Raw genomic sequence first — 19,871 nt, forward strand, 5'->3', positions numbered from 1 at the left:
AATAGGTTTCGACTGCTAGCCCGAAAGTGTTTTCCATTCTGGTGGGCGTTCAACCAGACATCTGTAACTTTGTTTTACTTCACCACAAATTGTTTTGAAATAGTATTTCCTTTTGAAACAATTCGAATAAAATAAATTCCAGAAGGTAAATCAGCAATTGAAAAGGATTGTTGGCTTGATGCTTCTAAAGAACCTGAAAACAGATTTTTCACGCTTCGACCTGTGTTATCATACACCGTTATAGTTCCCTCGCTGGTTAACGAATGACGTATATTCAGTTCTGTAGTAGCAGGAACAGGGTAGAGTGTTACTTCTTCTTCCGTAGTAGTGAAATTTTCAGTTCCTAATACAATGGTGCTAATATCATAACTGTGAATAGACCGCCCATACGTTCCTGCGTATAAAGTTTGGGTGGGTTCGTGCATTTTTAAGTCACGGGTAAGTGTCATAGGCAATTCGTTTCCTAATACCGTCCAATTAGCGCCATTGTTTTCAGAATACCAAACATTGACGTCGGTCGCTACAAACAAGAGGCTTTCATCTGCTGTTATTATAAGATCATTAACAGGTATTTCGGGTAAATTTCCTGAAATATCAACCCAATTTTGTCCGCCGTCTTCCGTTTTAAATACGTGTGGTGTATAATCCAAACGATTATAACCTGAAAAGGTTACATACGCTACCATATCATCACTAGGCGAAATAGCTACTGAAGTCACATACCGGTCTGGAAGGCTAGCACTTATATTTTCCCACGTGTCGCCCCCATCAAACGTTACGTTCACGTTTCCATCATCGCTACCTGTATAAATTGTTTCTAGATTTAAATATGAAGGAGCAATTGCAGTCAGGGTTCCGTAGGTAAGCGAACCACTCGGGTGCTGTCCATTAGTAAGGTCTGGACTTATTGGTGACCAAAATTCTGCGTGTGTTGATGAATATAAACGTTGGGTTCCGTAGTACACCATTTCCGTATTAAAAGGCGAAATTACTACTGGCGTGTTCCAATTGTTTCGGTCGCTGCCACTAATACCACTAGTTGCCCCTGAAAAGGTGGCGCCACCATTAGTAGAACGTCCTAAATTTCCGTATTGCGATTCTACATAAATATAATTATTGTCTACAGGGTCAATCCCTACGTGAAAACCATCACCTCCCCAAACTGCTTCCCAGTCATCAGTGCTCGCAGTTGTGGTTCTAATAGTATTGTTATCTTGAGTACCACCATATAGATTTTGTGGTGCTAAATTATCTACTTCGATATTGTAAAACTGCGTAATGGGTAGGTTTTCAAATTTCGTCCAATTATTTCCACCATTCTGTGAAATATAAGCCCCACCATCGTTTCCTGCTAAGAGAAAATCATTGTTATTGGTAGAATATTCTAAGGCGTGGTGATCTACGTGCATCCCACTTATGTTACTCCAACTATCACCGCTGTTATTACTTCTGGCTAACTGAAAACCGATCACCCAAACTGTTTCGGGATCGGTAGGGTCTATACGAACGTTTCCAAAGTACCATCCAAAACTGGAATCAATACCTGTTAAAGCACCTAAAGTAACTAGGTTCCACGTATCTCCATTGTCGGTAGATTTATACAAACCATTAAACTCGTTGGTTATTTCATCGGTAGTAAAACGAGCATATAAGGTTGATGGGTCTGAAGCCGATACAGCCAAGCCAATACGCCCAGTTTGTGTAGAGGCAGCAGGTAAACCATTGCTAGCTCCCAGTTCTTCCCAAGTATCACCTCCATCCATAGAACGGTGGATAACTGAGGTAACTCCTGCATAATCCCGTTGCCACGGTTGGCGAGTACGTTCCCACATAGCGGCATACAGTATATCGGTATTTTGGGGGTTCATCGCTACATCAATAGCAGCAGTAGAATCCGTTACGTGTAATACTTGCTCCCAATCTGTCCCGCCATTGGTAGTACGGTAGACACCGCGTTCTGGATTATGACCGTATAATGTTCCGGTAGCAGCTACAAAAAGACGATCAGGATTGGTAGGGTCCACAGCGATACGTCCAATATGCTGACTCTCCGCAAGACCAATGTTACTCCAAGTGGCACCCGCATCATTAGAGCGATAGATACCGTCTCCAAAAAACGCACCTGAGTTGGAGCTTCCGTTTGCTTCTCCGGTTCCTACATATATAATATCAGCATTAGAAGGGGCGATGGCAAGATCACCAATGGACATAGGGCCTACTTCATCAAAAATAGGTGTCCAATTAGCACCTTGATCAGTTGTTTTAAAAATGCCTCCAGTGGCTGCGGCAACATAAAGTACATCGTCACTATCTGGTGAAATAGCTACATCGGTTATTCTACCGCCAGTATTTAAAGGGCCTGCCAATGTCCAATCACTTCCGTTTTGATTTCTATTATTTACAATAGACTTTACACGTGTTTTAGCTTTTTGTAAGGCCGAAACATCTATATAATTATCAGGATAGGCACGTTGGTAATACATCCAGTCGCTGGGGTATTCTTCAAAATAAGCTTCCGTTTCGTTTACACGGGCTTCTGGTTCTGTTTCTGAAAAGACCAAAATATAAGTAAGTATAGAGCTAATAGCAACTAGTAATAGGAAGTAAAAAGTTTTCATAAGTAGTAGGTAAAATTCTAAATTCTTTTAAAAATACTATAAATTAGCCTATTATATTGTTAAACCCGATATGTGACTTTTAGTTTAATATGTAAAATGAAGTATCTATCAACAAACCGACCTTATGTTTAAAAAGTATTTGCTAGTAATAATCGTACTATCCCTTTTTACAGCTTGTGGCAGTAAAAAACAAATTGCTGAGGTGACCCTAGGTACCGAGCAGACTGTTGCCTATAAAAGTTTAGGAAATGGCGTAGCAGCTATTTCGTTGCTATTTTTTAAAAATAATACCTTCCAGCTGAATTTTAAAAGTATCCCTCAACCGGAAACTGATGACAAACCAGTAGTACGTTCCGAGAAAGGAACCTACACTGCGGAGGGAAATTGGAAAACATTACAGTTTTTAAGCAATGGTTTTGATGCCACCGCTCTATTTGACGCCCAATACAACAACCCTAATGAGGTGGAAGTACTTAGTGAGAATACCGTGAAAGTAAATACTGATGAGCAGGCGATTACTATTTGGGGTATTTTATGTGAGCGGGAGTAGAAGAGAAGTCTTTTCTCATATCTTTTCTTCTTAATCCATTTATTATGCATCTCGATGCTAAGTTTAATATGTTTTCTTTTCTAGGAATCAGTACATCTAATAACTAGAAATTAGGCTATAGCAGATTTTGTTGTAGCTGCTTATTGCGCATAGTCTATTCTAAGAGGTGATTGAATAAATAAACACCGAAAAACGGAAATGGATACTCTTTTTTTAATTGAAGCACCTATTTAAATAAATCTCTTGAATTTCAGGTTTTAAAGTATCTTTGACAGCACATGAGCATATTGGTACAAATAAGAGTTTTGCCGCGGCAACAAGAAGATGAAGCTTACCTGCTAGAGTTAGCGTTGGAAAAAGCAAAGCTTCGGAAAAATGAAATTAAAGATTGGCGCATACGAAAACGTTCAATAGATGCCAGAAATAAAACGGTAAAGCTTAATCTGCAAATTGAATTATGGCAACATTCAGATACGCGCGAAATAATCCCTGCTTTTATACCCCAAGAAATTTCCAAAAAAAGAGAAATTGCTATTATTGGTGCAGGTCCAGCAGGTCTGTATGCTGCTTTGCGAGCTCTTGAAGCCGGAATAAAACCTATTGTTTTTGAACGTGGAAAAGATGTGCGTTCCAGACGTCGCGATTTGGCAAAAATAAATAAGGAACAAACGGTAAATCCAGAGTCTAATTATTGCTTTGGCGAAGGAGGAGCCGGTACGTACTCTGATGGGAAATTATATACGCGCTCTAAAAAAAAGGGTAATGTTTTAAAAGCGATGGAATGGTTTGTTCATTTTGGAGCAGATCCTGATATTCTGGTAGATGCGCATCCGCATATTGGTACTAATAAATTACCTCAAATTATAACCTCCATGCGAGAAGCTATTCTGGAATATGGAGGAGAGGTTCATTTTAACTCCAAGCTAACCGATTTAAAACTAAAAGAAAATCGAATAACCGGACTTCAAATTAATGAAACAAATTGGCATTCTTTTAATGATGTTGTGCTTTCTACAGGGCATTCTGCTCGAGATATTTTTCATCTTTTGCATAACAAACAGATTAAAATTGAAGCCAAGCCTTTTGCTTTGGGCGTTCGTGTAGAGCATCCGCAAGAGTTAATAGATCACATTCAATATCATGGAGATAACGATAATCCGTATTTACCACCGGCTTCCTACGCGCTTGTAGAGCAGGTAGATGGTTTAGGGGTGTATTCGTTTTGTATGTGTCCGGGCGGGATTATTGCCCCTTGTGCAACCCAGCAGGATGAGGTGGTTACAAACGGTTGGAGCCCCAGTAAACGCAATAATCCGTATGCCAATTCAGGTATTGTGGTTAGCATAGCGCCTCAAGATCTCCCAAATTATACTCCAGATGATCCTTTTGTTTGTTTGAACTTTCAAAAATCTGTTGAAAAATCTTGTTGGGAAGCTGCTGGAAAAACGCAGCAAGTTCCCGCGCAACGTATGATTGATTTTGTGGAAGGACGATTGTCTACCGATTTTCCGAAGACATCTTACTTACCCGGAATTGTAGGAGCAGACCTCAATCTTGTTTTACCACCTTTAATTTCTAAAAGATTACGAAAAGCCTTTGTGTCTTTTGGTAGAAAAATGAAAGGGTATTATACCAATGAAGCTGTGTTACATGCTCCAGAAAGCCGAACGTCTTCTCCCGTTTCTATTCCGCGCAACCCAGAGACGTTAGAACATGTTGAAATAAAAGGGCTTTATCCTTGTGGGGAAGGAGCCGGTTATGCAGGTGGCATTATCTCGGCCGCTATCGATGGGATTAATTGTGTGGATGCGATTGCTAAGAAATATGCTGAGAAATAAGCTTTGTTATCCTTCTCGCAAAATCTTGTCCATCTTTTTACCTTTTGCTAATTCGTCAACCAATTTGTCTAGGTACCGCACCTGTTTGGTGAGTGGGTTTTCAATTTCTTCTATTCTATAGCCGCAAATAACACCGGTTATTTTAGGAGCATTTGGGTTTAGAGTTGCTTTTTCAAAGAAGGTTTTAAAGCTCACTTTTTCATCAATCAATTTTTGCAGATCCTGTTCGTTAAAACCCGTCAACCACGCTATTACTTGGTGTAGCTCTTTTTTTGTTCTGCCTTTACGTTCCACTTTGGTGATGTAGTGTGGATAAACCGAGGCAAAAGTCATAGTTGCTATTCGTTCGTTGTGTTTGGGTGTTGTTTTCATGTTATTTCAATCGTATTAATTCGCCTTTTCTTTTTACAACGTTTTTATAGTCCCATTGTATCGCTCTAGACTTTTTTAACCATCTTTTTATATCGGTCAGCTTTATCTGATCTATTGCCGTGTATCGAATAGAGGCATCTTTAAATTTACCCGTACCGGTTTTAAGCTTTTCTTCTTCAAAACCTGCCCCGCTCCAAAACATCAATCGAACACAGTCCTTTAATTTGCTATATCCCACAATAGGGTTGTCATTTAAAAACCAAACCGGGTGGGCGTGCCATATTTTGCTTTCAGCTTCAGCTAATTTACTATTAATGGTTGTAGCGAGTAGGTCACAAATCTCTTTGTCAGTTGGTGTTTGCTGGTTGTTATAAGATTGAATGTCTGGCTTCATAGGTAGCTTGTTTTCTCCATATTGTCGGTAATTATTCTATTTTTCTAAAATCCCTTTGTCAACACTGTCCTCTATAAGGTCTTTAGCATAACCCCATAGTGTTGTTGAACCTTTTTTAATTGTCTTTTGTTTCCCGTAAACGGTCTCATACTTCACTCCAAACTCTTTCCATGTTCCGCCGTTGTTGGAAGCGTTTTGCAACAAAGGTTCCAATCTATCCATTGATTTTGCAAACTTAGCTTCATTAGAAATACCGTCTTCAAATTCCATCCAAATTTGTAGATATTCCTCCGCTTGTTTTTCGGGTAGCATTCCAAAAATACGTTCCGCACATTTTTTTTCTTCTGTGGTGTTCTCGTGATTTTTAGTTTGGTCATATATAAAAGTGTCGCCAGCATCAATCTCAACAATATCGTGGATTAAAACCATTTTAATAACCTTTAACAAGTCAATATCATCATTGGAATGTTCACTTAAAACAATCGCTATCATTGCCAAATGCCAACTGTGTTCCGCATCGTTTTCACGTCTGTCGCTATTAAACAGTTTTGTGCGTCTTTGAATGTATTTTATCTTATCTATTTCCTTAATGAAGGTTATTTGTTTTACTAAGTTTTCTGAGATCATTTTCAGATTTTTTTAATTATTGCCAGCGGTTTTTTGGTTTTTTAAAAAGTCAACACATGGGTCCATTTTAAAAGGTATAGTATAAAAAATGTGCCTCCTACACCCACGAATATAGCACCTTGCCAATAAAAGGTTCTCGTTCCCCATTGGTTCCACGTTTTATTACCCGATTCTTTTCTGAAATGAGCCCTTGTCGTCCTCCAAAAAAGAAAAGTGATTCCTAAAAAAAGCGCTATTGCTAGTATCCAAATATTTTCCATGCGTTCGGGTTTTTAGTGTATCTATTTTTAAGTGTTGCTATACGTATAGCATTAGTTATGGGTTAAATATAAACAAACCTTCTCGCTTCAATGGAGAAATATAAAGTCTGTGTGAGTTTCAATAATGAATACAGCAGTTATTTTAGTGAGTTATGTGTAATTTTTAATCTTCAGTACGTATCAAACTTTTTAATTTTTTAAGTTGTGTGTCAGACTTCCATAAAATTTGATTCATATCTCTTTCAATCTTTATGTCGGGTTCTGTTCCATATCCGTCAAAAATTTTTCCGTTTTTTTGAAACGAAACCATGGTGCTTATTTTTCCAAATAACTCTGAATTTGGCAAATCAAACCATTCGCTATTTCCACTGGAGCCATCTGTTGTTACGCCAACAATTTGTATGTTAGGAATTCCCTTGAAAACAGAAACAAAAACTGACGCTGCACTGAACGTTTTTTCGTTGGCTAAAATGTAAACAGGCTTGTTGTAGTAGAAAGATTGTTCAGATAATTTTTGTCCGTTAAATAAACCAAAATAATACTCGCTGAATTTTTTATCGTCCAACTCGTACATTGGTTTAAATGTTTTCAAAAATGTATCTACGCTTGCTTGCTCTCGTTTCGTTAATTCAGAATAGGAAAACAAAAACCTGCCGTGTAAACGCTCTATATATTCTTCTAGTAATGGAACTGTTGCTCTTTGTTTTGTAGCGTTTACAACATATACAGAATCGGGATGCACTAAATAGTTGGCGAATTCATATATTAAATCTCTAGTTCCGCCACTGTTGCTTCTTACATCAATAATTAGGGCTTTGCTGTCATTGCGGATAGATTTCATAAAAGAATTAAGCTCATCAAAAAGAAGAGGAGCTTCACCTTTACTAGACATAGCAGGAATCTTGATGTATGCAATGCTATCTTTAATCTTAAAAAGTTGTTTTATTATCTCGGGCTTATTGTATTCTTCGTCGTCTACAAGAACGTATTTACTTTCAAACTTTTCATCCCAAGGGCGTAACCTATTTGACCTATCAACAGGTGATACCAAAATTGTTGTATCTTTTTTAAATGCAACATCCGAAAGCGTTAATTTAACTTGTTTGGGCAATGGTTTGTTGAGAATCGTATAATTTTTCTGAATATCCCGAATATCTCTAACAGCCATGGTAAAGTACGTTTCTTCAGGTGCCTCTATATCTTCGGGTCGTGTTTTTTGTAAGAAATCCTTAATTTCCATCCCATCGATTTTTTTGAGATAAGGAAATTTGGGGTTTAGTATTTTAAATTCTTTGTTCTGGTTTAAATTTAAAACGACTACTTTTCCATTGTGTGGTGCGTACATATAGGGTAGAAAAAGAGATTCATTTAAACTATACCCTCTTATAGTAGTTAATGAAGAATGTCTATCGCCAATTTTGGCCAAGGTTTTTGTAATAAACAGACCAAAATCTTCAAGTTTTGTAGTGTCACCTATTGTTTTTAGATAGTTTTCAAAATCGGTATTAAAATTATACCCGTTTAAGTAGGTATAAGACGATTTATCATTTAGGGTGCTTGTCAGAAATTCAATGTCTTCGTTTATCTGTTTTTTGGTCAGGAAATTATGCTGTGCTTGTAAAGCGATAGCCCATAGGCTGAATAGAACTGTAATCAAGATTTTCAACTTCATCAGCTAAATTTTTTTAGAGTTTGCACAAGAGTTGCTGAATAAATATACACAATCCTTTCTGCTTTTATGGAGAAATATAAAGTCGGTGTGAGTTTGATTTCAAAAATAAAATACTAATTTTAAAAAACTGAACTAGTGCTTTTCATAGGATACGTTGTTAGGCACAGTTATTTTCTTTTATGATTAACTCTTAAACCAAATATTCCAACAGAAAAACTTGAAATGTAATCTTTTCGTTTCAAATTTGTCAATAGTTCTCTGTTGTCAGGATTGTCTTTAATTTTTGCCTTTTTATTTTTATTTGTAATTTTTTCATAATTACTAGCTAAGTTAATTAAGAATTTTTCTATGAAAGTTTCGTCAACGCTAAAAAGATTCTTGTTGAATAATTTAATTCTATTTACAATCGATACACTTTGGTCTATGATTAAAGCTTTGAAAAGTAACTCATTTACACGAAATGAACTGTCATTTAATATAAGTTGACTTATTGACTTCAAATTTTCGGATTTTGATAAAATAGTATCATTAGAACAAGATTCTAAAAACTTAAGTTTTTCTATATTGTTTAATTTTTTTGATTTTAAAATTAGTTCTACATCATTTGCATCTAAAATTAGTTCCTCAATTTTTTCAATAAATTTAGCTTTGTGCTTTTCTAATAATTTAATATTTAACTTTTCATAGTTTTCCTTTAAGCTTTCAAAACTTTTAATCGTTGGACTAATTACTCTATTATTTATTAATGAATGAACTTTTTCTTCATCAAGATTTGCAATGTCTAAGTCGCTATACCAGAAAGGTATTGAATTTGTAATTAAATCAAATGACTCATTATTAATTTTGTTTGATTGCATTAATGCTTTGCAGAATACACCAAAAATGTTTTCATCATTAAATTTAGTTGCCATTTTTACTTTTGCTAATTCGTTCGCGTTTTCAATATTATTAATAAAGCCAATAGATGATTCTAATATTTTATTTTCGGATTCTTTGAAAAAGAACAATAAGTTTTCCCATTTAGGTTCTATCTTATTATTTTCGATAATATATGGCAACAAATTAGCTTCCTCAATAATTGAAATATCAGATATTTTTGTTGCTACTTTTTTAATGACTTCTTTTTTTAGTTTTAAACTTAAATCAGAGTGGTTTAATAGTTCTAAATACGATTTTTGTTCCTCATTAATATTCGTATCAAGCTTTAAGTAAATATTCGTTATGTAGTCATTTATGTAGTCTTCTATGTAGTTAATAAGGCTATTCGAATTTGAGTTTTTAATTGAAGAATAATTAGAATTATCAAAGCTTACTTGTTCGAATTCACCATATTTTTTTATAATTTCACTAACCATTTTTTCGTTTATCTCATAATGATTATTCTCGTAAATAAACTCTAAAATGTTCTCTGGGGAATTCTTAAAGTCTAAGTCAATAAATTTTAGTTCTAAATCAGAGATGATATTTATTAGTTTATCATTGTTAGATGTGATGTTTAAAATTTCAGAATCTTTTGTTAGATAATTTTTGAGATTAGATTGTTTTTCTATTTTAATAATAGATTCAATTTCTGCATATTCTATGATGTATTTTAATATAGTATTTAATTGTTCATCAGAAAACGCAACATCATTCACATAATATTCCCAAATACCAATCCAATACTCGCATAGCGTTTTAATAAATAGATTTAAATTCTCTGTTATATCAACAAAGCCGTTTATAAATAGAGTAGAAGTAGAGGATTCATCTTTTAACTTTGTAAAAACATAGTCTAAAGGAACCTTATTATTTCTATGGTTTTTAAGTAAGAAGTCTAACAAGTCATAATTCAAGATAAATTCAGAGTTAAAATCAATTGGACTTATTTTTGGAATTACTTTGTCAATTTTTGAAAGTTTATAGTCAAATTCTAATTTTTGTTTATTTCTTACATTGATAATGAATTTATGATCATTTCTTGTAATACTACCTTCGTGAAATAAAGAAATGTAATCAATATAATCTTCCGAGATATATCCATTTCTAATTATAGTTGTAATGAAATCTGCATCTAAATTTTCATTTATATTTAAATCAATTTTTTCATTTGATTGTAATAATTCAGAGATTTTTAAATTTCTAATCTTAATTTTTTGCCTCTCCAGTTCTTGTATTTCTTTTCTTGTAGAATTTGATTTAATTGATTTAAAATCAATAATCTCTTGTTCCTTAACATTATAAGATTTTTTCGAATCAACCTTTTTTTCAATTTCAGAAAATAAAATTTCTACTTTTTTAATTGGATAATCAGTTCTATTGTAACTTCTATTATGGAAAGATGATTTATAAAATAAATCATTACTTTTTAAGTATTCAAAGTTTTCATCTTTTAATAAATCATTAAGTGTAATAGGTTCTTTGTTAATGATAAAATTATTAAAGTTGTCTAATGTTTCCATAACTCGAATGATATATAATTGTCGAAGTTCATTTGTGTTTTTAAAATTAATTAAATCCAGGTTTTTAATTTCATCTTTTAAAGTAGTTATATCTTTTTCTATTCGTTTTATTTCTTGATTTATATATTTTGATTTTGAGTTTAGAATACTGTATAAACTACCTTCATTTTTGCTTAATGAAACAAAGTCATTCGGGTATTTATTTTTATAAGTAATAATTGCGAATAATTTATCTTGATTTAAGGGTGTCTCACCTTGTTTCGTTTTGTATAAATAAAATTCATTAGTGATATTATGAAGTAAGCGCATATCATCAATAAAAAAAGATATGTCTTCTATAAAAGCATCTGTTAAATCATAAATATATTTTTTCTTTTTTTGTCTTAAAATTTCACTCGAATTTGATGAATTAATTACTGGAATAACGGGAATTATGAAATCAAAAAATTTAATTCTCTCATTGTCTGAAAACATATCGTCTCTTACAGCATAAATAAATGTGATATTTTTCTTTTTAGTTTTTTCAGAGTTGTTGAGTAGAAGGTTAATCTCCCTAAGCTTTGTGAAAATTTCGGTTTCTTCAAAACGGTCAAGGTCTTCAATGATTACTACATTATAAGGTCTTATTGTAAAGAAATAAAGGATTTCATCTAAGTGATGGTTCAATATAGACTTGTTTATACTTTCTCCAATTCCTATTTCAGCATTATGAAACTTAAGTTTATTAATTGTTATAGAACTAATAATTCTAATTGATTTATATGTGATAAAGAATATACCAATTAAAATTATTGCTATACTACCATAATGTAAAGCATCACAAGTAAAATCACTTAAAGGATTATCTTTAAAAACACTTTGGATGAGATAAGGGTAAAAATAATTTAGTAAGGCTATTATAAATATTAAAATACCAAGGGAGGTTAAAAACAATTTTTTAGCACCATAACTTTTAATTTTTTTAAATCTTGAATCAGGTATATTTTTATCTTCTTCGTGATAAAAAATTTGTTGTAAAATGCTTGTTTCTATAAGCCGTAAAAGTTCTTCTTTATCTTTTTCAATAAGGTGTCCTTGTTCATTATATTTTGGTTTTTCCTCTTTAAATGTTGCTAAAGAAATATTTAGAAATTCTAATTCAGTTCCTTTGTAGTTTTTTTGGAAAGTCTTCAGAATTGTACTTTTACCAGAGCCATAAGACCCTGTAAGGGCAATGTTTTTTATATCCTCTTTTTCACGATTTTCAAGTGCCCATTGTAGAGCTTTTGAGTAATGACCTTCTTTGTCTCCATTAGAAATTGGAGAAAGAGATGAATAATCTAATTCTTCTGTATTTTTTTCAGATAATTTAAAATGTAATTTTTCAATTTTTTTTGAAGCAATTAATAAGAAATCAAGTAGTTTTTTTTTCATAATTGAATTTTTCTCATAATTGTGCCTAACGGCTCCGTATATGAAAAGTAGCGCTGAAAATAAGCTGTTACTTTTCGGTTGAGCCACAAGCCAGATTTTTACATTTTACTATTTATCTTTTTTATTGGAAATCGTCAAATTTAAAAATTTGGCGACTTTCCAAAAATGCCAAAACCATAGTGCTAGCTATGACTTGCGCTATTTTTTATATACATTGTTACCACACGTTTTTTACAGTTTTTTCATTTCTCCAAATCCATATGTTCTGTCCGATAAATTTGAATAATAGACGTAATTTCCATTTTCGAGAACGTCAATTATTTTTACATCTATTTTTTGTCCAATAAGGTATTCATATTCTGGTTTAGAAACTCTTAAATAAGTCAGAACGTAATTACAAGGTGAAATCCACTCAATTTCGTAAACCGATTTAGAGTCTTTTGTCTTCTCAATTTGTTTTCTTTTACGTCTTTTTATTTTCACGTCTTGATATTCAGGATTTATATACCTGTATTTTCCTTTTCCAAAATCAGCAACGCAATCTGTATTGAGCATTTCCATTGACTGATATTTTGAATTCACGATTGTGAATGGATAGTCAAAACATTTATTACTGTATTTACTTCCTTTTAAAAAATCAATTTCTTTTCGGTAATCTATAATTTGTTGGATTACTTCTTTGTTTTTATATGTCGTTCTTTCTGGAATTTCAGTTACAGAAGTTGTTTCTCCGTTTTCTCCAATACAAATTTTCACATATAGATATTCAACAACTTCCGCGTCATCAACGAAAAAGTATTGCTGTATTTGAGAATAAGTCAGTGAGGATTGTAAAATCAAAATCAGAAATATAATTTTTCGCATAGTTTTTCTCAAATGTGTGGTAACTTGTTTATATAAACACCTTTTATACTCTTATCAAGCATATTTGGCATGCTATGAGTAGGTTTTGTGCTTTTTATATATTCTTATTTAATAAATCAAAAAGGGGAGTACCCTTCAAATATACTCAAAAAACCCAAACCATAAAATCATACCCTTGTGCCCTGACTCTTGGGTCTTGCTTCTTGTCTCTTGGTTCTTGTCATCCCAAAACACCTCATTTATTAATCATCCGATAACCCAATGTTCCAACAATCTAATTGCCAAACCCTAGTAACCCACACTACCAAAGCTACAACAACCCATTAAAACTTTTAATATCCTATAACTAATTGACACCAAATGACGGCGTTTGACGACCCTTAACCAAGTCTGCTATCTGTTGCAGTCGTATAATAGTAAATGACGGCCGTTGCATTCATTTGCATTTAGTTGACAACGGTTGCAGACTTCACCCCAAATTTTAGGGGTTTTGTTCGGGCTTCCTTCGGGGATCCTTCGGGAATGGGTATGGGTTATTTTCCAAAAAACGACGTTTTACGAACAAATCCCGAAGCAAACTAATATAAAGGCAGGAAAACACTCGGCTTTTACAGCAATTGAATACCCAAAAATTGATCAAGAAGGATAAGAAGAGAGCTAAAAGCCATAATAAGTAAGAGCGTGGTGGCTTGAAACTTCCAAGAAAGGGAGTATTGCTTGGTAATGTGGTACAGCAAATACAATAAAAAGACACTAACCAATACAGGTATGGTATAGGTGCCCCATCCTAAAAACTGACCGATGCGACCTTCATCATTTGGATTGATGGCATTCATACCACCGGCCAACAGCCGCATATAAAACGCAGTAAATAACAAGGGGTAGAGGTAGCCATTCCAGCGGTTATATTTCAAAAAGAGAAAAACCACTACGGCTTGTAATAAAGTAATAATAGGCCCGGCAGCTGAAATAAGGGTGTGATGCAGATCTGTTAGGTTTTCATGGGTAGCAAATGAAGTGCCGTTAAGGCTCATAAAAGCGGTATAGCCTAATGCTTCAGCAGTGCACCAGTGCGCAAACTCATGCAACAGCCATGTAAATAAGACAGCAACAAACGTAGCTAGCACGTATTTAAAAGTAATGTCGGTCTTGCCCATAGAATAAAAATGATCCGCTTGGGGGTTATGATTAAACTAAAGAACAATAATCATTAAAATTTCAGAAAAACAATTGAAAAGCGACCCGACAATAACCCGACACTATCCTGACAGGGCTATAAAAAACTGAAGGGTAACTTACAATAGAGCTTGTTGCGGCTATGGATTTCCCTTGCATTTAGAAGGATAATGATAAGATTAACGACCATCGCTCCCAGCAGTATAAAAATAATAGCTTGTTTGGGTAGCGAAAGCCAGTCGATAAGAAACGGACTCGCAATCATCAATAAGCATACTACAACCGTCCATAGGATTTGAATAGAAACAAGTTGCTTGGTAAGTGTGTTCACTTCTTTTTTAAGGTACATTATAACGAGTGGTACAATAATATTTCCAAACGGAAGAATAAGAAACGACAAGGACGATAGGTTGATGATTTTAACCATATGTGGGGTAGGGAAGTTTTCTGCTGGGGTATCTTCCCGTAAGGATGATTCGGGTATTCTCAATACCGAAGCGAGTGTTTTTAAGGTATAACCTTTGGGGGTGGCACCAGCCTCTATGCGTTGAATGGTACGTACCGAAACTCCAGCTTTTTCAGCCAATTCTTCTTGGGTCAAGTTTTGCTGTTCTCGGTATTGGGTTAGTTTGGCCATTGTTTAAAATATCAAAACCATCACGAAAGTAATGGTTTTGATATAAAACTAGTCTATTTTTTATTGTTTAGGGTACCAATCTAATTGATTTACAGTAATGGAGGTGTCTCCTTTGTTTACCAAATCTTTAAACTTACTTACATCGCTTAAACCTTCTGTACCTCTAAAGTGATAAGGGTATACAACATTGGGTTTAAAAGCTAACACGGCTTCAGCGGCCTTGTCAACCGGCATGGTGTAGGGTAAATTCATACATACAAAGGCAATATCAATATCGGTTAGGTTGCGCATTTCTGGGATGTCTTCCGTATCGCCAGAAATATAAACACGCTGATTATCTTTTTCAAGTATATACCCATTACCGCGTCCTTTTTCATGAAATTTTAGGGCTTCTTCGCGCAGGTTGTACATCGGCATCGCTTCAATAGCAATATCGCTATGGATGGCACTCTCTCCATTATTCATTACTTGCACGTTATCTTGTAATGTTTTTGGTAGTTTATCATGCACGGCTTGTGGTGCGATAAGTATGGTGTTTTCGGTTGCTACTGCTTGTAGGGTTTCAATATTTAAATGGTCGCCATGGATATCGGTTACCAAAATCATATTAGGTTCTGGCTGGCCTTTAAATGCTTCGGCACCACCAACTGGGTCTACATAGAGTACGGTATCATCCCATTGCAATACCATCGTGGCGTGCTCAATAGGGGTGATGTCTATAAAATCTTCAGAAGCCGGTTCATCCATCGTTTCTGGTTGTTCCACTTCCGCAGTCAAGGAAGCTTCTTTCGTTTTCTTTTTTTCTGAATTGTTACAGCCTGTAAAAAACAGCACCGTTAGGGTAAGTAAAAATATACGTTTCATAATGTCTCTTTTTTCCGAAGGTACTATAAAACGTCTACTTTTAAAGACTGTTTTACACTATTTTAAGAGTTTGGTGAATGGCGTTTTAAATACTTTTAATTTTTTCTTAGGAAGCCCTATACTTATTGAATATTCAATTTTTTAAAATTATAGAGGATTGGTTTTAAAACTTTCCTTTTTGGCCTATCGAAACTTTATCGTAAAATTTGAAATGAGTGCACCGTTAAAAATTTTAGGCTGTTTGAGCGGGTAGAATTATTAATGCTAGCGATTTCTTTAAAGCGAGTTCCTAAAATTTAGGGGCCGAGTGATGAATTTAGATAAAGTTTCGTCAACCTAGACTTTTTTGTTTCTTTTTTGGGCAATGCAAAAAAGATAGACAAAACATATTTATACGATGAACTGAAAATTATGCTAAGATAGTACTGGAGCTTAGTTTACAGTGTAAAAGCATTATTATTGACAAAAAGCAAGCTGTTTACAAACAACAATTTCCCATTCTGCCAAAACGAACGGAACAGCACATCGTCTACCAAATAGATTACCGAACCTTGCCCTAAACGGTCTTCACCAAACACCAAAGAGTTGGTTAAACCTTTTTTGGCATCATCACCAGCAAAGCCAGAAACATTTATCGCTTCGTCTTTCAAGTAACCAACGTTATAACCAGAATCTAAAAAGCTATAAGAGGTGTTGCCTAATTTTAAACTGAAATAGGTGTCGCCATATCCAAAAGCCATCGGGTGGGAGGGATCCATGGTGACTTTAAAAATACTTCCTGTAATCATGTTTTTTGTGCTTTCCTGCTCCCGTTGGTCATATGGAGTAAGATTATCGCTTTTGATTGCATCGATACTTTCTTGTTCTGTTTTCTCTTTGTTTAGCTTTAAGGCAAAATCTTCCTTTCCTTCAAAGCTGTCTACTGCGTCACCTATAGCAATAACTTTACCGCCACTACGAATCCAATCTTTTAAATTTTTAAAAGTGCTATTATTTAAAATACTACCATACCAACCATCGGGCATTACGAGTACATCATAATTGCGTAGGTTAATATCATCAAAATCATCGGTGTTAATTGAAGTGATTGGGTATTGCAATTGCTTTTCAAAAAAGTGCCAAATAGCACCATAGCTTAACGAAGATGTACCTTCTCCTCGTAAAACGGCTATACGTTGCTTGTTAATCAATTTTATGTCTGGCGAACCAAAATCGGTCATTGTATCGGCAAAACTAGTACTTGAAGCGTACAGTTCCCGTTTGTGTTTGTTGGCCAGTTCGGTAACGGCGGTATCAAAATCGGTATTGCTTTTATTGTCATTTCGGGTAATTACCAAACTTCCACGGTCAAAGGTATTTCCGTTGAAACTTAGTTTCTTTTCTGAAAAACGTACGCGGATGTCGTGTTTCAGCAAATCAGCTAAAAAAGTAGCATCGTCCATACTGTTCCACTTGGCAATATAACCGGCAGTTTTTGAAACCACAGTATTGGTTTTAAAAGTGGCAGGCGGGTTAGCGGTAGCCGACACCAACGAGGTGCTCGCCACGGCATCCAAACCATAGGCATACGGGAGACTCCACGCGGTAATATCATACGTTACAGGTGTGGAGAGTTTTGTTTTCGGTTCAAATAATACCTGTACCATTTTGCCTTTCGGTTGGTTAGTGCTTACTACTAATGCGTTTTCAGCCTTCATAGAGCCTGACTTGGCATCGGCGTAATTATACCCCGTAACAGAGCCATTATTAGTATATCCGTATTGTATTTGGTGCATGTCTAATAAATTAGTCAACGCACGGATATTATCAGCCTTTCCAGATAGTACGTAGCTTTTATATTTTGAATTGGTATTGGAAAAAAACTTTTTAAACTCTGAAGTCAATGTAGCTGCATTGTTAGAAGCTACTTCTATGGTAGAAAGTCCTGTAGTGGTATGGTGAGCCACACGGTCTTCTAGGGTAAGCTCAAAACCTTCATCGGTATTAATGCCCAAACCTGCAAATCCGTGACCGGCTTGTTCATAGGTCATACCAATTGCTCCCATATAAATAGGGTAGGTGTCTCCATAGCTAGGATATAATAAATCAAACCGTTCGCGGGTGAAGAATAACCAACCTTTTTCATCAAAATAGTTGGCATTATTTTTACCAATCTGTGTTTGAAAATCTCGCTGAAAGGGAGTGATAATTTCGTGAAACGGTTCGGCTGCTGGAGCAAAATAATACGGATTGTTAATACCTTGTTCGTGAAAATCTACGTGTATCTGGGGCATCCACTGATTGTATAGTTTAAGACGCTGACGGCTTTCTACCTGAGAAGCCCACGCCCAGTCACGGTTTAAATCGAAAAGATAATGATTGGGACGACCACCTGGCCAAGGTTCATGGTGTTCGGTTGCTTCTTGCGAGGCATTATATGGAGATGCCTTCACTTGGTTGTACCAATTCACATAGCGATCACGACCATCAGGGTTGACAGAAGGATCGATTATAACAACGGTGTTTTGTAACCAATCTTGTTTTTCGGTAATTAATTTGTAGAGGGTGTTTATTGCTGCTTCGGTACTGGAAGCTTCATTACCGTGAACATTGTAACTAAACCATACGATAGCGGTTTTAGGAGTGGCAGAACCAGTTGCTAACCCAATACTCTTTAAATTGTTAGTTCTAATGGTTTCAATATTCTTGATATTTTCTTCTGAAGAAACAATAGCGTAGGTAAGCGATCTCCGCTCATTGGTTTTACCATAGGTTTGGTAGGTAACCATATTGCTATTCTCGGCTACGTGTTCAAAGTAATTAACTACATCTGCGTGTCGCGAAAACTGAGTGCCGATTTTATAATCTAAAAACTCGTCAGGGGATTGAAGTTGTGCAAATGATATAACGGAAAGAAATAAAAAGAGGAGCGTAAAACGGGTTGTCATGAATTGGATATTTTTTAAGATTTTAAAGATAATTGAATTTATGGAAATATTTGCCTTCGATATACTTCAACAGGCTCAGCACAACGCACTCCTCCTATCGTCGGAGCACTCAGGCACCGAGGGTATCTGGAACTTAAGGTGTCTGAGTGAATTTGGGAGACCGGCAGGGATTACAAATTAGTATCGAAGATACCGTTGTGAGTTAATTGATAATGGCCTTCGATAAACCCCTCCTATCGTCGGGGCACTCAGGCGCCGAGACTGGTTGATATTTATTCATTTCTAATAGATGCTATAAGGCTAAAAAATAATAGGTGTCTGAGTGAATTTGGGAGACCAATAGGGATTACAAATTAGTACCGAAGACCCAATAGCCCAATATACCAACAACTTACAAACAACAAAAAAGATAAGCTCATTTTAGCCTATTGATATGTAAAAAGTTCTTTATTTTGTAAAAACAAAAACCGATAAAAAGTGAAAGATACCTACACCCATAAAGGCATGCGAAAACGTTTGGTTGAAACCTTAAAAGCCAAAGGAATAAAAAATAAAGCCGTATTGGAAGCCATCAATGCCATCCCAAGGCACTTGTTTATGGATTCGGGTTTTATTGAACATGCCTATGTGGATAAAGCATTTCCTATTGCTGCAGACCAAACAATCTCGCAACCTTATACCGTAGCCCGCCAAACGGAATTGTTGGAGGTTACAAAAGGTGATAAAGTATTAGAAATAGGCACTGGTAGTGGCTATCAAACCGCTGCATTGTTAGAGATGGGAATTATTGTGTTTTCTATAGAACGGCAAAATGAGTTGTTTAAAAAAACAAAACGCTTTTTACCAAAATTGGGATACCGCCCCAAACGTTTAATATTTGGCGATGGGTATAAAGGACTGCCAGAAGAAGCACCATACGATGGTATTGTTGTTACTGCCGGAGCACCTTTTGTGCCTAATCCATTATTGGCACAGTTAAAAGTAGGAGGTAGGTTGGTTATTCCAGTTGGGGAGGAAAATCAGATTATGACGGTTTTTACCCGTACTTCAGAAAAAGAATTTGAAAAAAACGAATACGGTGAGTTTCGCTTTGTACCGTTGTTAGAGGATAAAAATTAATTATTCCTGCCTTCTATTGTTAAGGTAAGGTTAAATGCCGATTATAAGAAAACCAAAGAACATCCTTCTTTCGTAAGTAATTGATAAGAAACTATAAGT

15 protein-coding genes are annotated in these 19,871 nt (G+C 35.2%); 3 read left to right on the forward strand and 12 right to left on the reverse strand.

Translation table 11 applies throughout. The features are described from left to right. Positions 1-74: 74 nt before the first annotated feature. Complete coding sequence (locus DZ858_RS10440; protein WP_117159611.1) at positions 75-2,618, reverse strand: T9SS type A sorting domain-containing protein; 2,544 nt, start codon at positions 2,616-2,618, stop codon at positions 75-77. 124 nt (positions 2,619-2,742) lie between these two features. On the opposite strand from DZ858_RS10440, the gene DZ858_RS10445 reads away from it, so the two are divergent. After that, on the forward strand, positions 2,743-3,168 hold the full coding sequence (locus DZ858_RS10445; protein ID WP_117159612.1) for a hypothetical protein: 426 nt from the start codon (positions 2,743-2,745) through the stop codon (positions 3,166-3,168). Positions 3,169-3,446: 278 nt separating this feature from the next. Further along, positions 3,447-5,006 (forward strand): NAD(P)/FAD-dependent oxidoreductase, encoded by a 1,560-nt coding sequence (locus DZ858_RS10450; RefSeq protein ID WP_117159613.1) that lies wholly within the window; start codon positions 3,447-3,449, stop codon positions 5,004-5,006. A 6-nt stretch (positions 5,007-5,012) separates the two neighbouring features. Here the strand turns inward: DZ858_RS10450 and DZ858_RS10455 are convergent, their stop codons facing one another. The 11 genes from DZ858_RS10455 to DZ858_RS10505 form a co-directional block, all read right to left on the reverse strand. Then, complete coding sequence (locus DZ858_RS10455; RefSeq protein ID WP_117159614.1) at positions 5,013-5,378, reverse strand: DUF2200 domain-containing protein; 366 nt, start codon at positions 5,376-5,378, stop codon at positions 5,013-5,015. Between the two features lies 1 nt (position 5,379). Then, on the reverse strand, positions 5,380-5,772 hold the full coding sequence (locus DZ858_RS10460; RefSeq protein ID WP_117159615.1) for a DUF1801 domain-containing protein: 393 nt from the start codon (positions 5,770-5,772) through the stop codon (positions 5,380-5,382). A 36-nt stretch (positions 5,773-5,808) separates the two neighbouring features. Further along, the gene (locus DZ858_RS10465; RefSeq protein WP_117159616.1) at positions 5,809-6,399 is read right to left on the reverse strand and encodes an HD domain-containing protein; all 591 of its coding nucleotides are present in this window, start codon (positions 6,397-6,399) and stop codon (positions 5,809-5,811) included. A gap of 41 nt (positions 6,400-6,440) precedes the next feature. Continuing rightward, the gene (locus DZ858_RS10470) at positions 6,441-6,659 is read right to left on the reverse strand and encodes a hypothetical protein (RefSeq protein WP_117159617.1); all 219 of its coding nucleotides are present in this window, start codon (positions 6,657-6,659) and stop codon (positions 6,441-6,443) included. Positions 6,660-6,822: 163 nt separating this feature from the next. After that, positions 6,823-8,331 (reverse strand): S41 family peptidase, encoded by a 1,509-nt coding sequence (locus tag DZ858_RS10475; RefSeq protein WP_239990770.1) that lies wholly within the window; start codon positions 8,329-8,331, stop codon positions 6,823-6,825. Positions 8,332-8,498: 167 nt separating this feature from the next. Continuing rightward, positions 8,499-12,185, reverse strand: coding sequence for a YobI family P-loop NTPase (locus DZ858_RS10480; protein WP_117159618.1), 3,687 nt, complete (start codon positions 12,183-12,185; stop codon positions 8,499-8,501). Positions 12,186-12,416: 231 nt separating this feature from the next. After that, positions 12,417-13,049 carry a hypothetical protein gene (locus DZ858_RS10485; RefSeq protein ID WP_117159619.1) on the reverse strand — a complete coding sequence of 211 codons (633 nt, stop codon included), beginning with the start codon at positions 13,047-13,049 and terminating at the stop codon, positions 12,417-12,419. Positions 13,050-13,657: 608 nt separating this feature from the next. After that, positions 13,658-14,206: a hypothetical protein gene (locus DZ858_RS10490; RefSeq protein WP_117159620.1), complete on the reverse strand. Its 549-nt coding sequence runs from the start codon at positions 14,204-14,206 to the stop codon at positions 13,658-13,660. 116 nt (positions 14,207-14,322) lie between these two features. Next, positions 14,323-14,862 carry a helix-turn-helix domain-containing protein gene (locus DZ858_RS10495; protein ID WP_117159621.1) on the reverse strand — a complete coding sequence of 180 codons (540 nt, stop codon included), beginning with the start codon at positions 14,860-14,862 and terminating at the stop codon, positions 14,323-14,325. Between the two features lie 60 nt (positions 14,863-14,922). Continuing rightward, entirely contained in the window at positions 14,923-15,726 is an 804-nt protein-coding gene (locus DZ858_RS10500; protein WP_117159622.1) for an MBL fold metallo-hydrolase, read from the reverse strand. Positions 15,727-16,163: 437 nt separating this feature from the next. Continuing rightward, entirely contained in the window at positions 16,164-18,653 is a 2,490-nt protein-coding gene (locus DZ858_RS10505; RefSeq protein ID WP_117159623.1) for a M14 family zinc carboxypeptidase, read from the reverse strand. A 477-nt stretch (positions 18,654-19,130) separates the two neighbouring features. Here DZ858_RS10505 and DZ858_RS10515 point away from each other — a divergent pair, with 477 nt between their 5' ends. Continuing rightward, positions 19,131-19,772 (forward strand): protein-L-isoaspartate(D-aspartate) O-methyltransferase, encoded by a 642-nt coding sequence (locus DZ858_RS10515; RefSeq protein WP_117159625.1) that lies wholly within the window; start codon positions 19,131-19,133, stop codon positions 19,770-19,772. Positions 19,773-19,871: the final 99 nt, after the last annotated feature.

It is taken from the genome of Marixanthomonas ophiurae, assembly GCF_003413745.1.
GTDB lineage: Bacteria > Bacteroidota > Bacteroidia > Flavobacteriales > Flavobacteriaceae > Marixanthomonas > Marixanthomonas ophiurae.

Coding starts and splice junctions, on each gene's coding strand:
- DZ858_RS10485 (WP_117159619.1), bottom strand. CDS start 13,049: ATGCGAAAAATTATATTTCTGATTTTGATTTTACAATCCTCACTGACT.
- DZ858_RS10460 (WP_117159615.1), bottom strand. CDS start 5,772: ATGAAGCCAGACATTCAATCTTATAACAACCAGCAAACACCAACTGAC.
- DZ858_RS10480 (WP_117159618.1), bottom strand. CDS start 12,185: ATGAAAAAAAAACTACTTGATTTCTTATTAATTGCTTCAAAAAAAATT.
- DZ858_RS10495 (WP_117159621.1), bottom strand. CDS start 14,862: ATGGCCAAACTAACCCAATACCGAGAACAGCAAAACTTGACCCAAGAA.
- DZ858_RS10470 (WP_117159617.1), bottom strand. CDS start 6,659: ATGGAAAATATTTGGATACTAGCAATAGCGCTTTTTTTAGGAATCACT.
- DZ858_RS10505 (WP_117159623.1), bottom strand. CDS start 18,653: ATGACAACCCGTTTTACGCTCCTCTTTTTATTTCTTTCCGTTATATCA.
- DZ858_RS10445 (WP_117159612.1), top strand. CDS start 2,743: ATGTTTAAAAAGTATTTGCTAGTAATAATCGTACTATCCCTTTTTACA.
- DZ858_RS10475 (WP_239990770.1), bottom strand. CDS start 8,331: ATGAAGTTGAAAATCTTGATTACAGTTCTATTCAGCCTATGGGCTATC.
- DZ858_RS10490 (WP_117159620.1), bottom strand. CDS start 14,206: ATGGGCAAGACCGACATTACTTTTAAATACGTGCTAGCTACGTTTGTT.
- DZ858_RS10465 (WP_117159616.1), bottom strand. CDS start 6,399: ATGATCTCAGAAAACTTAGTAAAACAAATAACCTTCATTAAGGAAATA.
- DZ858_RS10450 (WP_117159613.1), top strand. CDS start 3,447: ATGAGCATATTGGTACAAATAAGAGTTTTGCCGCGGCAACAAGAAGAT.
- DZ858_RS10455 (WP_117159614.1), bottom strand. CDS start 5,378: ATGAAAACAACACCCAAACACAACGAACGAATAGCAACTATGACTTTT.
- DZ858_RS10500 (WP_117159622.1), bottom strand. CDS start 15,726: ATGAAACGTATATTTTTACTTACCCTAACGGTGCTGTTTTTTACAGGC.
- DZ858_RS10440 (WP_117159611.1), bottom strand. CDS start 2,618: ATGAAAACTTTTTACTTCCTATTACTAGTTGCTATTAGCTCTATACTT.